The 14,342-nt window shown below is 69.8% G+C and carries 12 protein-coding genes and 1 pseudogene; 9 read left to right on the plus strand and 4 right to left on the minus strand.

Going from position 1 to position 14,342, the window contains the following annotated elements:
- From DJ69_RS13425 to DJ69_RS13435, 3 genes and pseudogenes are all read right to left on the minus strand, one after another.
- A pseudogene (locus tag DJ69_RS13425) lies at positions 1–931 on the minus strand (ABC transporter substrate-binding protein); the annotation flags it as partial.
- A 149-nt stretch (positions 932–1,080) separates the two neighbouring features.
- Positions 1,081–2,295 (minus strand): hypothetical protein, encoded by a 1,215-nt coding sequence (locus DJ69_RS13430; protein ID WP_099256072.1) that lies wholly within the window; start codon positions 2,293–2,295, stop codon positions 1,081–1,083.
- A gap of 69 nt (positions 2,296–2,364) precedes the next feature.
- Positions 2,365–2,667 (minus strand): DUF7091 family protein, encoded by a 303-nt coding sequence (locus DJ69_RS13435; protein WP_099256073.1) that lies wholly within the window; start codon positions 2,665–2,667, stop codon positions 2,365–2,367.
- Between the two features lie 385 nt (positions 2,668–3,052).
- Here DJ69_RS13435 and DJ69_RS13440 point away from each other — a divergent pair, with 385 nt between their 5' ends.
- The 7 genes from DJ69_RS13440 to lpdA all read left to right on the plus strand — a co-directional run bounded on the left by DJ69_RS13440 (position 3,053) and on the right by lpdA (position 10,623).
- The gene (locus tag DJ69_RS13440) at positions 3,053–3,979 is read left to right on the plus strand and encodes a replication factor A (protein ID WP_099256074.1); all 927 of its coding nucleotides are present in this window, start codon (positions 3,053–3,055) and stop codon (positions 3,977–3,979) included.
- The gene (locus DJ69_RS13445; protein ID WP_099256075.1) at positions 3,980–4,636 is read left to right on the plus strand and encodes an RPA family protein; all 657 of its coding nucleotides are present in this window, start codon (positions 3,980–3,982) and stop codon (positions 4,634–4,636) included.
- A 104-nt stretch (positions 4,637–4,740) separates the two neighbouring features.
- Entirely contained in the window at positions 4,741–5,145 is a 405-nt protein-coding gene (locus DJ69_RS13450) for a CopG family transcriptional regulator (protein WP_099256076.1), read from the plus strand.
- Between the two features lie 278 nt (positions 5,146–5,423).
- The gene (gene pdhA, locus DJ69_RS13455) at positions 5,424–6,527 is read left to right on the plus strand and encodes a pyruvate dehydrogenase (acetyl-transferring) E1 component subunit alpha (protein ID WP_099256082.1); all 1,104 of its coding nucleotides are present in this window, start codon (positions 5,424–5,426) and stop codon (positions 6,525–6,527) included.
- Positions 6,528–7,514: an alpha-ketoacid dehydrogenase subunit beta gene (locus DJ69_RS13460; protein WP_099256077.1), complete on the plus strand. Its 987-nt coding sequence runs from the start codon at positions 6,528–6,530 to the stop codon at positions 7,512–7,514.
- A gap of 2 nt (positions 7,515–7,516) precedes the next feature.
- Positions 7,517–9,196 carry a 2-oxo acid dehydrogenase subunit E2 gene (locus DJ69_RS13465; RefSeq protein ID WP_099256078.1) on the plus strand — a complete coding sequence of 560 codons (1,680 nt, stop codon included), beginning with the start codon at positions 7,517–7,519 and terminating at the stop codon, positions 9,194–9,196.
- Positions 9,196–10,623, plus strand: coding sequence for a dihydrolipoyl dehydrogenase (gene lpdA / locus DJ69_RS13470; protein ID WP_099256079.1), 1,428 nt, complete (start codon positions 9,196–9,198; stop codon positions 10,621–10,623). The genes DJ69_RS13465 and lpdA overlap by 1 nt, the downstream gene beginning before the upstream one ends.
- 57 nt (positions 10,624–10,680) lie before the next feature.
- Here the strand turns inward: lpdA and DJ69_RS13475 are convergent, their stop codons facing one another.
- On the minus strand, positions 10,681–10,878 hold the full coding sequence (locus tag DJ69_RS13475; RefSeq protein ID WP_099256080.1) for a heavy-metal-associated domain-containing protein: 198 nt from the start codon (positions 10,876–10,878) through the stop codon (positions 10,681–10,683).
- 131 nt (positions 10,879–11,009) lie between these two features.
- Here DJ69_RS13475 and DJ69_RS13480 point away from each other — a divergent pair, with 131 nt between their 5' ends.
- Both DJ69_RS13480 and DJ69_RS13485 read left to right on the plus strand, forming a co-directional pair.
- Complete coding sequence (locus DJ69_RS13480) at positions 11,010–11,609, plus strand: AsnC family transcriptional regulator (protein ID WP_099256081.1); 600 nt, start codon at positions 11,010–11,012, stop codon at positions 11,607–11,609.
- A gap of 489 nt (positions 11,610–12,098) precedes the next feature.
- The coding region (locus DJ69_RS13485; RefSeq protein WP_099256083.1) for a heavy metal translocating P-type ATPase at positions 12,099–14,342 on the plus strand (2,244 nt) is incomplete at its 3' end.

Consider the following 14,342-nt stretch of genomic DNA (forward strand, 5'->3'; position numbering starts at 1 on the left):
CGCCGCCGACTGGGAACGGGTCGGCGGCGAGCCACGGGATCACCTCCCCGTCGTCGACCAGGGCGAGCCGGTCGTACAGCAGGGAGGTGAACGTGCCGTAGCGCCGATACTCGGCCGCGATCGGGTTCCAGTTCTGGGTGATCCGCTCGTCGGTCGTCACGAGGCGGAGGGTTCCGGGGTTTCTCTCCCCGTCGTCGGTCAGCGGATTGTCGTCGATCAGCCCGTCCTCGGTCTCGTTAGCGGTCTCGTTGGCGCCGCCGTCGGCGGTCTCGTTGCCGCTCTCGGCCTCGCTTCCGCCCGCGTCCCCGTCCGCCGGGTCGACGCGCTCCAAGTCGAGCAACCCCCCGATCGACAGCGGCTGCCGGTTCGTCCAGTTCTCGAAGCGGTCCTCGCGGACCGCCGTGAGCGGGTCGGGGAACGCGACGACGGTGAACGGCTGCAGTTCGCCGAGGCTCCGCTGGAGGTCCGCCACGGCCTCGCGCCGCTCGTCGCCCTCCGCCCGACGCTGGTCCGCGAGCAGCTCGTCGACCCCGTTGATATCGGTGAATCCGAACGGGTTCTGCCACCCCGCCTCCGCGGCGAACTGCGAGTGAGCGAACCCGTACATCGCGTCCGGATCGAACGGCTCCGCCTCCCGGAACTGCCCGACGTACACGTCGAAGTTGTGGTTGATAAGCACCTTCCGGCGGAGGTCGGTGTGGCCGAGGGTGCTGATCCGGGCGTCGATACCCACCGCGTCCAGGTTCTCCGCGAGGTGTCTGGCGATCCGGATCGCGTTCGGATCCCTGTCGGCGGGCGGGGCGTTGATCTCCAGCGTCAGCTGCGAGGACCGGTCGCGTCCGGCGATGTTCCGCGTGCGGCCGAGACAGCCGGCGCTCAGGGCCGCGACGCCCCCTGCGAGCGCTCCGCGCCGACTGATCTGCCGAACCATGTGTTCGTCGCAGTTTCGTCCCTCGCGTATATCTCTTCTGTGGTGTCATCGTCGCGACGATGACGCTGCGCCGTCGCTGTCGCCCGGCCCCGATCGACCGCGCGCCGCGCCCACCGACCCGACCGAGGCGGTCCGACCGGGAGTGCCCCTCAGATCACGTCTGCGAGCGGGAGTGCCAGTCCGACGACCCACGCCGCCAGCCCCGCCGCGAGCACCGGGCGATCCCCCGCGGCGCGTCCCGTCGCGACGACGCCGAGCGCGGCGAGGAGCGCGACCCGGTGGACGAGGAGGGCCGGCGGCACCGCCACGCCGAGCGCGGCGAAGTCGATCACGAACCCCGCGCTGACCCCGACGACGACGCCGAGAAGCGCCGCGCTCGGCTCCGAGTCGGGCGCTCGCGCGACGACGAGCGCCGGGATCCCGACCGAGATGACCAGGTACAGCGGGGCGGCGATGACCTTCGGTCCGATCCCGGGGTACGCGGTCTCCAGCGCGACGCCCGCCACCCGGACGCCGACGATGACGGCCGCGAGCGCGGCGCCGAGCAGCGCGGCGTCCGCGTGTCGACCCGCCTCTCGCCGCCCGCGACGGGCGAGTTCGACCGCCGCGGCCCGAGTTCGACGCCGGAGCAGCGCGCCGGACAGCAGCGCCACCGACGCCAGCTCGATCACCGAGACCCAACCGTCGCTCCACCCGCCCCTGATGCCGCGATACTCGCGGCTGACCTCGGCGTCGACCGCGCCGTGGATGAACTCGTCTTCGAGCCGGACCGCCGGATCGTCGATCCCCGGCACCGTGTGCCGGAGCCGGAACCAGTCGTAGTACTCCTCGTGGGCCTGCACGGCGGTGTAGGCGCCGTCCGGGGACTCGTACGCCCGGAGGTGGTCGCGCACGCCGAGGTACGCGCCGTCGTGGAGTTCGAACGTCTCCTCCAGCCAGACGCCGCCGTCGGGTCCCTCCACGTAGCTGTAGCGGTCGGAACTGTGCGCGTCCGCCCAGTCACGCGCGACGAGCGCGGCCACCTGCTCCGCGTCGGCCGTCGCCGCCGCTTCTGCCTCCTCGGTCGCCTCCCAGTCGGCCCCCTCCCGCCGCTCGATCGCCCGCCGAGTCGTCTCCGCGTCGGCGTAAAAGAGGACGTTTATCGCGAGCGTCCGCCCCTCGACCGAGGTGCCCCGGCTCGTGTACGGCCAGAGCCGGTAGTCGCCCGCGACCTCGACGAGCGACGCCTCCTCCACCGGGGAGGGCGACGGCTCCTCGACGGTCGGCGGCGGCGCCTCGTCGCCCGCTCCGGCGAGGAGCCCGGAGGCCCCGAGGCCGACCCCGACCGCGACGAGGAGCGCGACGACGACGGTCGTCCGTTTCATGGGTCGTGTTGAGTTCATCGGGAGAGAAACGCCTTTGGGTGGGCCCCACGACCGCCGCGCGCCCTCCGCTCACCACGTCTCCACGAACCCCTCCCGCACGTCTTCCGCGCACCCCTCGCAGTCGGGGTGGCCGCTCTCGAAACACGACGGGCGCCCCTCCTCGTCCACCGGGACGGTCCGGCGCTCCGCGTGCCGGCGACAGACGATCCGAGCGCGCCCCTCGTCGTCGGTCGGGAGGTCGTATCGCTTCGCCCCCGCGCCGTCGCCCGCGGGATCGTCTTTCGCCTCGGCGTACGCCCGCTTGGCCTCCTCGAACTGCTTGCCCGCCTTCCGGAGCTGCTGGCGGATGGCGCGTTCGAGTCGGTCGTCCATATCCGCCGTTTCGGCGCGTCGGATATAGGTCCGTTGGCGATACGGGGGACTCGGTCCGCAGGTGGCGGAACCGGCGTGGGGCACTCCTCACCGGGTGCCATAGTCGCTGCTCGCGACACCCCCGTCGGCCTCTATCCCGTCGCCTGTGGACGTTTCGCGTGGTACGGTTCCACTTGAAACGGCGCCCGCGTCTGGCTGACGCGCGTCAGACGCCGACGGGAGCGGCCGAGCCGACGTCACCTCTCCCGAAACGACGGAACCCCGGGAAGCGGCGTTGGAGGCGTTGATCCGTCCACTTTCACTCCGGTCACGCACGTTTTAATACCGTGAGGAACCAACCGCCGTACGCCTCCCATTGAAACACGACCGGAGGCGGAGACACCCCATGAGCGAACTGCGACAGGAAGCGGAAGCGATAGCGGAACAGTTCTCGGACCACCTCGACGTGGACGCCGACGAGATCGAGGAGCGACTGGAGAACCTCGTCAACGAGTACCGCGTCCCCCTCGACGAGGCGCGCCGGAGCGTCACCAACAGCTACCTCGAAGACGCCGGGATGGAGCGCGACGAGCTCGGCCGCGGCGGCAGCGAGTCCGTGCTCGTCAACGAGATCGACGAGGACGAGCAGTGGGTCGACCTGCGCGTGGAGCTCGTCGACCTGTGGGAGCCCCGCAGCGACTCGATCTCGCAGGTCGGGCTCCTCGGCGACGAGTCGGGCACGATCAAGTTCGTCGCCTTCGAGACCTCCGACCTCCCCGAGCTGACGGAGGGGCAGGCGTACGAGCTCTCCAACGTCGTCACCGACGAGTACGAGGGGAGCTACTCGGTGAAGCTCAACCGGACCACCCAGATCACCGAGATCGACGACGAGATCGAGGTCGGCGACAACGCCGACACCGTCGAGGGCGCGCTCGTCGACATCCAGTCCGGCTCCGGACTGATCAAGCGTTGCCCCGAGGACGACTGCACGCGCGTCCTCCAGAACGGCCGGTGCTCCGAGCACGGACAGGTCGAGGGCGAGTTCGACCTCCGGATCAAGGGCGTCCTCGACGACGGCGAGACCGTCACCGAGGTCATCTTCGACCGCGAGGCCACCGAGGAGCTCACCGGGATGGGCTTAGCGGAGGCCAAGGACATGGCGATGGACGCGCTCGACACCACCGTCGTCGCCGAGGAGATGGGCGACGACGTGCTCGGGCGGTACTACCGCGTCACCGGTCCCACTTTCGGCCGGTACGTCCTGGTCGACGAGATGGAAGACCCCGGTGCCGTCGACGTTGAAACTGCGCTGATCGAAGCGAGGTCGATCTGAATGAGCCAATCCGCACCCACCAGAGAAGTCGCCCGGCGCGTGTTCGCGAGCGAGTTCAACGACGCCGGCTTCACGTTCACCGAGTCCGACGACGAGCGCGCCCCCGTCTACGCGCTGCTGCCGACGGGCGAGTCTTCGAACCGCGTGTTCTTCGTCGGGACCCTCACCGAGAAGGAGGACGTCGGCGAGGACGCCGAGTACTGGCGCGGTCGCATCGTCGACCCGACGGGCACATTCTTCGTGTACGCCGGCCAGTACCAGCCCGAGGCCGCCTCCAAGCTCCGCGATCTGGAACCCCCCGCCTACGTCGCAGTCGTGGGGAAGCCCCGGACGTACGAGACCGACGACGGCACCGTCCGGGTGTCGGTCCGCCCCGAGTCGATCACCGAGGTCGACGCCGACACCCGCGACCGCTGGGTCGCCGAGACGGCCAAGCGAACGATCGAGCGCGTCGCCGCGTTCGACGACGAGGGGAACGAGTACGCGCGGATGGCCCGCGAAGAGTACGACCTCGACCCCGAGACGTACAAGGCCGCCGCGCTGTCGGCGCTCGAGGACCTCGACGAGGGCGACGGCGACGAGCTTGCGGGCGATGCGCCCGCGGGCGACGATGCCGCCCCCGACGGGTCGGATCCGGCCGGCAGGCCGGAGCCCTGACGCGGTCGGCGCGATCCGACCCCGGCCCGTCCGCCGGACCGAATTTTCATTCTTGCGACCGTCTGACAAACGCTTAAGTACATTGCGCGACGATCGGTCCGATAATGGGCAACAAGAACAAGACGATCTCGTTCCGCGTCAACGAGGACGCGTTCGAGACGCTCCGTGACATCGCCGAGGAGCGGGACATCTCGCTGTCGGCGGTCTTCCGGGACTACGTGGATACGCTCGTTGCCCACGACGGACAGGTCCGGGTCGTCCCGGAGGCGGAGCTCGACGGCATGGGCGAGAGCGGGGAGTCGTTCCCCCCGAAGATCGAGGTCCCGAAGAGCTTCGTGCGCGAGCACGAGCGGCTGGAGCTCGAGGCCGACCACCTCCGCGAGCAGCTGGAGGAGCACAAACGCTACGTCAACTACCTCCGCGAGCAGCTGGAGGACGGCGACGAGGAAGTGATCCAGCTCGAAGACCTCGACGGCGAGCCCGACGAGCCCTCCTTCCGGCTCGGATAAGCGACGGCTGACCGATTCTCCCCCGACAGCGTTCCGTCTGCCCAGCGGCGGCGCCGCTCGAGGAGAAGTTCCGTTCGGTCGGTACTGTTCGAGGAACCGCCGATCTGGGAGAAAATATTGCCGAAGGCACCTTTGTTTGTTCAAAAACGTCAGATTCTCTCCGAATCTGATGGACAGTTCCGCGTCCCTTCTACCGATTTCTGACTATAATAAACTATCTACGAAAACCATAATACCCGGGCGGAGAACCCTTCGTGTATGAAGAGGTTGGTCCGACCGTGAGCGTGTTCGACAGGGCGTACGACGATCCGGTCCGCGTGCTCGACAAGGACGGCGAGGTCGTCGGCGACGTGCCGGACCTCGACGACGAGGAGCTCGTCGGTATGTACCGGCACATGCGGCTGGCGCGGCACTTCGACGAGCGTGCCGTGAGCCTCCAGCGGCAGGGGCGGATGGGGACGTATCCGCCCCTCTCGGGGCAGGAGGGCGCACAGATCGGCTCCGCGACGGCGCTCGACGAGGACGACTGGATGGTTCCGTCGTACCGCGAGCACGGAGCCGCCTTGGTCCGCGGACTCCCGTTGAAACAGACCCTGCTCTACTGGATGGGCCACGAGGCGGGCAACGCGACGCCGGAGGGCGTGAACGTGTTCCCGGTCGCGGTCCCCATCGCCTCGCAGGTGCCGCACGCCACCGGCGCGGCGTGGGCCTCGAAGCTCCGCGGCGAGAACGACGCGTTCCTCTGTTACTTCGGCGACGGCGCGACGAGCGAGGGCGACTTCCACGAGGGGGTCAACTTCGCGGGCGTGTTCGACACGCCGACCGTCTTCTTCTGTAACAACAACCAGTGGGCCATCTCCGTGCCCCGCGAGCGACAGACGCGGAGCGCGACGCTGGCCCAGAAGGCGGAGGCGTACGGGATCGACGGGGTCCAGGTGGACGGGATGGACCCGCTGGCGGTGTACAGCGTCACGCGGGCGGCCGTCGAGAAGGCGCGCGACCCCGAGACGGACCGGCCGCGCCCGACGCTGATCGAGGCGATCCAGTACCGGTTCGGCGCGCACACCACCGCCGACGATCCCACGGTCTACCGCGACGAAGACGAGGTCGACAGCTGGAAGCGCAAGGACCCGATCCCGCGGCTAGAGCGGTACCTCCGGTCCGAGGGCGTGCTCGACGACGAGCGGGTCGCGGAGATCGAGACCGTCGTCGAGGCGCGGGTGGCCGAGGCGATCGAGGCGGCCGAGTCCGAGGCGCGCCCGATGCCGGAAGAGATGTTCGAGCACGCGTACGCGGAGCTCCCGCCGGAGCTGGAGCGGCAGTACGAGGCGTTCGCGGCGTTCCGCGACGCGCACGGCGACGAGGCGTTCCTGGAGGAGTAAATGAGCGAGACACAGAACCTCACCCTGGTACAGGCGGTCCGAGACGGATTGTACACCGAGATGCGCGAGGACGACGAGGTCCTCGTGTTGGGCCAAGACGTCGGGAAGAACGGCGGCGTCTTCCGTGCGACCGAAGGGCTGTTCGACGAGTTCGGCGGCGACCGCGTCGTCGACACCCCGCTCGCGGAGTCGGGGATCGTCGGGGCCGCGGTCGGCATGGCCGCCATGGGGCTCAAACCGGTCCCCGAGATCCAGTTCTCCGGGTTCATGTACCCCGGCTTCGACCAGATCGTCTCCCACATGGCCCGGTTCCGCACCCGAAGCAGGGGGCGGTTCAACCTGCCGATGACCCTCCGCGCCCCGTACGGCGGCGGGATCCGAGCGCCGGAGCACCACTCCGAGTCGAAGGAGGCGTTCTACGCCCACGAGGCCGGACTGAAGGTCGTCATTCCGTCGACCCCGTACGACGCGAAGGGGTTGTTGGCGGCGTCGATCCGCGACCCGGACCCGGTGATCTTCCTCGAACCGAAGCTCATCTACCGGGCGTTCCGCGACGAGGTGCCCGAGGAGCCGTACACCCTCCCAATCGGCGAGGCGTCGACCCGCCGCGAGGGGGACGACGTGGCGGTGTTCACCTACGGCGCCATGACGCGCCCGACGCTCGAGGCCGCCGAGGCGCTCGCCGAGGAGGGGATCGACTGCGAGGTCGTCGACCTCCGCACCGTCTCCCCGCTCGACCGCGAGGCGATCGTCGAGGCGTTCGAGGCCACCGGGCGCGCCGTCGTCGTCCACGAGGCCCCCAAGACGGGCGGGCTCGCGGCCGAGATCACGGCCATCATCCAAGAGGAGTCGCTGCTGTACCAGGAAGCGCCCGTCAAGCGCGTCGCCGGGTTCGACGTGCCGTACCCGCTGTACGCGCTGGAGGACTACTACCTCCCGACCGCGGCCCGCATCGAGGAGGGTATCAAGGAGGCGGTGGAGTTCTGAGTATGCCGGTCAAAGAGTTCAAACTGCCCGACGTGGGCGAGGGAGTCGCCGAGGGCGAACTGGTCACGTGGCTGGTCGCGCCCGGCGACCGCGTGGAGGAGGACCAGGCGGTCGCGGAGGTCGAGACCGACAAGGCGCTCGTCGAGGTCCCCTCGCGGTACGACGGGACCGTCGAGGAGCTGTTCGTCGAGGAGGGGGAGATCGTCCCCGTCGGCGACGTGATCATCTCGTTCCGCGTCGGCGAGGACGGCGACGGCGGCGGGACCGAAGGCGAGGCGACCGGCGAGCCGACCGGGGACAGCGACGCGGGCGCGACGGAGTCGGCGACTGGCGCCAGCGCCGAGGCCGAGTCCGAGGCCGACGCGGAGGAACCCGCGACCCCGTCCGGCCGGACCTTCGCGCCCCCGTCGGCCCGCCGGCTCGCGCGCGAACTCGGCGTCGACATCGCGGCCGTCGACGGGAGCGGTCCCGGCGGCCGGATCAGCGAGGCAGACGTGCGTGCGCACGCGGAAGACGACGGCGACAGCGACGACGGCCCGTCCGTGAAGTCCGCGTCCGACGCGCCCGACCCGAAGCCGGCGCCGACGCCGACCGACTCCGGATCCAGCGGTCGCAAATCGGCGGTCAAAAAGCGCGGCGGGAGCGGGGCGGGTTCGGGATCGGAAGCCGCGGCCACCGCGTCGACGGGGGCAGCCGCCCCCGGCCCCGCCGGTCGCGAGACGACGCTCGCGACGCCCGCGACCCGGAAGGTCGCCCGCGAGCTCGGCGTCGACATCGACGACGTGCCGACCGACGAGACGCGGGACGGCGAGGCGTTCGTCACCGGCGAGGACGTTCGGGCGTACGCGGAGGCGCCGGAGTCGGCGGGAGAAGCGGCCGAGGCATCTGCCGACGCGTCGGCGCCCGAACCGAAGTCCGTCGACGTCTCGACGAGCGCGGACGCCGCCGGCGCCACCGGAGCGTCCCCCGCAAGCGAGTCGGTGTCGACCGACGAGACCGTCCCCTACCGCGGGGTGCGACGCACCATCGGGAAGCAGATGGAGCGGTCGAAGTACACCGCTCCGCACGTCACCCACCACGACACCGTCGCGGTCGACGCCCTCGTGGAGGCCCGCGAGGAGCTGAAACCGCGGGCGGAGGAGCAGGGGGTGAATCTCACCTACATGCCGTTCGTGATGAAGGCGATCGTCGCGGGGCTGAAGGAGTACCCGTCCCTCAACAGCGAGCTCCGTGAGGACGAGGAGGAGATCGTGTTGAAGGGCGACTACAACCTCGGGATCGCGGTCGCCACCGACGCCGGGCTGATGGTGCCCGTCGTCGAGAACGTCGACGAGAAGGGGCTCTTCGAGCTGGCCGAGGAGGTCAGGGACCTCGCCTCCCGCGCCCGCGAGCGCGAGCTCAAGCCGGCGGAGATGAAGGGCGGTACGTTCTCGATCACGAACTTCGGCGCCATCGGCGGGGAGTACGCCACGCCGATCATCAACTACCCCGAGACGGCGATCCTCGGGTTGGGCGCCATCGAGGAGCGTCCGGTCGCCCGCGACGGCGAGGTGGTCGCGGCGCCCACCCTCCCCCTGTCGCTGTCGATCGACCACCGCGTGATCGACGGCGCGGTCGCGGCCGAGTTCGCGAACACCGTGATGGAACACCTTGAACACCCGCTGCTACTGTTGACACACTAATGGTCGTTGGAGACATCGCAACCGGAACGGAGGTACTGGTGATCGGCGCGGGACCGGGCGGCTACGTCGCCGCCATCCGCGCCGCACAGGAAGGGCTCGACACGACGCTCGTCGAGAAGGACGCCTACGGCGGCGCCTGCCTCAACCGCGGCTGTATCCCCTCGAAGGCGCTGATCACGGGGAGCGGTCTCGCTCACGAGGCCGGCAACGCCGAGTCGATGGGCATCCACGCGGACCCCGCCGTCGACATGGGGAAGATGGTCGAATGGAAGGACGGGGTCGTCGACCGACTCACCGGCGGCGTCGAGAAGCTCTGTAAGGCCAACGGCGTCAACCTGATCGAGGGGACCGCCTCGTTCGCCGACGCGCACACCGCCCGCGTCGCCCACGGCGGGGAGGGGCAGGGCTCGGAGTCGATCGAGTTCGAGCACGCGATCGTCGCGACCGGTTCGCGCCCGATCCAGATCCCCGGCTTCGACTTCGCCGAGGACCACGTCTGGAGCTCCGCGGAGGCGCTCGACGCGAAGACGGTGCCGGACCGGCTCGGGATCGTCGGCGGCGGCTACATCGGGATGGAGCTGGCGACGACGTACGCCAAGCTCGGCTCCGACGTGACGGTCGTCGAGATGCTCGACGACATCCTCGACCCCTACGAGGACGACGTGAAGCGGATCGTCCGCAAGCGGGCCGAGGAGCTGGGCGTCGAGTTCCACTTCGGCGAGGGCGCGAGCGAGTGGTCGGAGGGCGCGGACGGCGGCTACCTCCTCCACACGGAGACCGAGGACGGAGACGAATCGACGTACGGCGTCGATAAGGTCCTCGTCGCGGTCGGCCGCCGCCCGGTCACGGACGGGCTCGACCTCGAACAGGCCGGGGTCGAGACCGACGACCGCGGGTTCATCGAAACCGACGACCGCACCCGCACCGCGGTCGACCACGTCCACGCCGTCGGCGACGTGGCGGGCGATCCGATGCTCGCGCACGCGGCCTCGAAGGAGGGGATCGTCGCCGCCGAGGTCATCGCGGGCGAGCCGGCCGCGCTCGACCAGCAGGCGATCCCGGCGGCCGTCTTCACCGACCCCGAGATCGGGACCGTCGGGCTGACCGAGGACGAGGCCGAGGCGGAGGGGTTCGACCCCGTCGTCGGCGAGATGCCGTTCAACGCCTCCGGCCGCGCGATGACGACCGGCCACACCGAGGGGTTCGTCCGGCTCGTCGCCGACGACGAGACCGGCTTCGTGCTCGGCGCGCAGATCGTCGGCCCGGAGGCCTCGGAGCTGATCGCCGAGGCCGCGCTCGCCATCGAGATGGGCGCGACTCTGGAGGACGTGGCGGCGACGGTCCACACCCACCCGACGCTCGCGGAGGCGGTGATGGAGGCCGCGGAGAACGCCCGCGGACAGGCGATTCACACGCTGAACCGGTAGGTCTCGACGAACCGCTACGTCGGCGGTCGTCGGCGGACTCGGCCGCCGCCCTTTCGTTTACGCGGAGGCGTCGTAGCCCGCCTCGCTCACCGCGCTCGCGAGCGCGTCCGCCTCGGCGTCGCCCTCGACGGTCGCGGACTCGCTCTCGCGGTCCGCAGTCGCGCTCTCGACGCCCTCGACGCCCTCGAGGGCCTCCGTGACGCTCTGTTCGCAGTGTTCACACGACATTCCCTCGACGGTGATCGTCTGACTCATGGCGGGTGGAGGTAGGGGAGGCGGGAGTTTGTCGCTTTCTGCTTCACGATCGGGGGTCAAACGCACGTCTCACTTTGGAATTCGAAGCGCACCGCCCAACCGTCTTATACATCGGTGCCGTACCGGGAGGTATGCGCGAGCTCGACGAAACGGACTTGCAGATTCTGTCGCTTTTGGCCGCGGACGCCCGCCGCCCGTTCAGCGAGATCGGCGACCGGGTGGGGCTGTCGGGGCCGGCGGTCTCCGACCGCGTCACGCGGCTGGAGGAGGCCGGTATCATCGAGGGGTTCACGATCGACGTCGACCGGACGAAGCTGCGAGCGGGGGTTCCGGTGTTGATCGACGTGGAACTGCCGCCGAACCGGCCCGAGGCGCTCGACGCGGCGCGAGATCGGGTGCGGGACGCCGACGCCGTCGAGCACGTCTTCGTCACCGCCGAGGGCGACCTCCGCGTGTACGCCCGGGTCGAAGGACGAACCGCGCGAGAGTGGGTGTCCGGGCTGTTCGAGGGGGTCGCCGTCGACGACTACGCCGTCACGCTGGTCGACGAGTTCGAGTGGACGCCCTCGATCGAGGGCGTGGAGTTCGCGTTGACGTGCGCGGAGTGTTCGAACACCGTTGATAGCGAAGGTGAAACGGCGCGGATCGACGGCGAGGTGTATCACTTCTGCTGTTCGTCCTGTCTGTCGCGATTCCGAGAGCGGTACCAGCGACTGGAGGAGGGGGTATAATCCGACGAAGTAGTTGTTTATAAGTCGTTTTTGGGGTGATAATCTCTAAAGCCCCAATCGCGAGCGGTGCGCACGCTCGCCGAGGTCCTCGGTCACTCGCTGCGCTCGTTCCCTGCGGTGTCGCCGGCGGCAAAGCCGCCGGCTGCCCGTGGCGCGTAGCGCCACGCTGCTTACATCGCCTCTGTGCCCCTCTCGACTGGGGCTTTGAGTCCCTCTCCGCCCCATACAGCACCGCATCCTCACGCCTCCCCAGCCTCGTCGCTCGCGCTTAAAAGCGCTCGCGACTCCCTCGCGCGTGCACCTCGCGCCCTGCGGGCGCTCGGCGGCGGCGCGCCACCGCTTTTTAAATCGCTGCTGTCTGTCGATCGGGCTCGTCACCCTCCCATCTCTCTCCCGAGCTGGCCGCTTTGGAATCGAAGATATCGACCCACCCGAACCCCCGAACTCGAAGCAGAAAACCGCCTAAGGGTGGGACACGTAGTAGTAGACATGCCAACGAGAACAGCCCACCTGAACGTCACGGGGATGTCCTGTGCCAACTGCTCGGCGACGATCGAGGACGCCCTCGACGACCTCGGCGGGGTGGCGTCGGCGAACGCCAACTACGCCACCGACGAGGGGTCGGTCGAGTACGATCCCGAGGAGGTATCGCTCGCCGAGATCTACTCCGCGATCGAGTCCGCCGGCTACGGCGCGGTCAGCGAGACGGTTTCGGTCGCGATCACGGACATGTCCTGCGCGAACTGCGCGGAGGCCAACGCGGACGCCCTCGAATCGACGCCGGGCGTGATCGCCGCCGACGTGAACTACGCGACCGACGAGGCGCAGGTCCGGTACAATCCGGCCGACGCCTCCCTCGGCGACCTCTACGATGCGGTCGAGTCGGCGGGCTACTCGCCGGTCCGCGAGGGAAGCGGGAGCGACGGTGACGGGGAGGGCTCCGGAGCGTCCAGCGACGGCGAGAGCCGACAGGACGCCCGCGACGCCGCCCGTGAGGGGGAGATCCGCAGACAGCTCCGGCTGACCCTCTTCGGGGCGGTCCTCGCGGCCCCGCTCCTTGCGTTCATGACCGACCACCTCCTCTTCGCCGGCGAGCTCTTCCCGGACCGCGTCTTCGGCGTGCGTCTCGGCTGGATCCAGTTCCTGCTCGCGACGCCGGTCCAGCTCGTGCTCGGTCGCCCGTTCTACGAGAACTCCTACAAGGCGCTCGTGACGAACGGGCGCGCCAACATGGACGTGCTGATCGCGCTCGGCTCCACGACCGCGTACGTCTACTCCGTCGCGGCGCTCTCGGGCGTGATCGCCGGGAGCCTCTACTTCGACACGGCCGCGTTCATCCTCGTGTTCATCACGCTGGGCAACTACCTGGAGGCCCGCTCGAAGGGGCGCGCCGGCGAGGCGCTCCGGAAGCTGTTGGAGATGGAGGCCGACACGGCCACGCTCGTCGACAGAGCGGCGTCGGAGACGCCGCATGCAGACGGCGAAGCCGTCGACGAGGACGGTTCCGAGCGGGAGGTCCCGATCGACGAGGTCGCGGTCGGCGACCGGATGAAGGTCCGCCCGGGCGAGAAGATCCCGACGGACGGGGTCGTCGTCGACGGCCAGAGCGCGGTCGACGAGTCGATGGTGACGGGGGAGTCCGTCCCCGTCGAGAAGGGGACGGGCGACGAGGTCGTCGGGTCCACGGTGAACGAGAACGGCGTGCTCGTCGTCGAGGCGACGAAGGTCGGCGCCGACACCGCGCTCAAGCAGATCGTCCGCACGGTGAGGGAGGCGCAGTCGCGCCAGCCGGACATCCAGAACCTCGCCGACCGCATTTCCGCGTACTTCGTCCCGGCGGTCATCGTCAACGCCCTGCTGTGGGGGACCGTCTGGTTCCTCTTCCCGGAGGCGCTCGCCGGGTTCGTCGACGCCCTCCCGCTGTGGGACCTCGTCGCGGGCGGTCCCGCGGTCGCGGGCGGGACGATCACGGTCTCGGAGTTCGCGGTCGTCGTGTTCGCCTCGGCGGTGCTCATCGCCTGCCCCTGTGCGCTCGGGCTGGCGACGCCCGCCGCGACGATGGTCGGAACGACGATCGGCGCCAAGTACGGCGTCCTGTTCAAGGGCGGCGACGTGCTCGAGCGCGCCAAGGACGTCGACACCGTGGTCTTCGACAAGACCGGGACCCTCACCGAAGGGGCGATGGAGCTCACCGACGTGGTCGCCTTCGACAGCGACGGCGACCCGATCTCGGACGGCGGGTCCGTGCCGGACAGCGATCCCGCCCCGGACGGCGGCACGGCGTCGCAATCGCCCACCGACGACGATCGCGCCGCGCTCGACGCCGACGGCGACGCCGAAACCGAGGTGCTTCGGATCGCCGCGACCGCCGAGCGGGGGAGCGAACACCCGCTCGCTCGCGCCATCGTCGACGGCGCCGAATCTCGCGGCATCGACGTGCGATCGCCCGACGCGTTCGAGAACGTTCCCGGTCACGGGGTCCGTGCCACGGTCGAGGGCGACGAGGTGCTGGTCGGCAACCGAAAGCTGCTGCGCGACAACGGGATCGACCCGTCGCCCGCCGCGGAGACGATGGAGCGCCTCGAACGCGAGGGGAAGACGGCGATGCTCGTCGCCCGCGTGCCCGCTGGCACGAACGAGGGCCGCCTCGTCGGGGCCGTCGCCGACGCGGACACCGTGAAGCCGAGCGCGGGCGACGCCGTGGCGGCCCTCCGCGACCGCGGTATCGACGTG

Origin of the sequence: Halorubrum persicum (assembly GCF_002727125.1) — an archaeon.
In the GTDB taxonomy this organism is placed as follows: Archaea; Halobacteriota; Halobacteria; order Halobacteriales; family Haloferacaceae; genus Halorubrum; species Halorubrum persicum.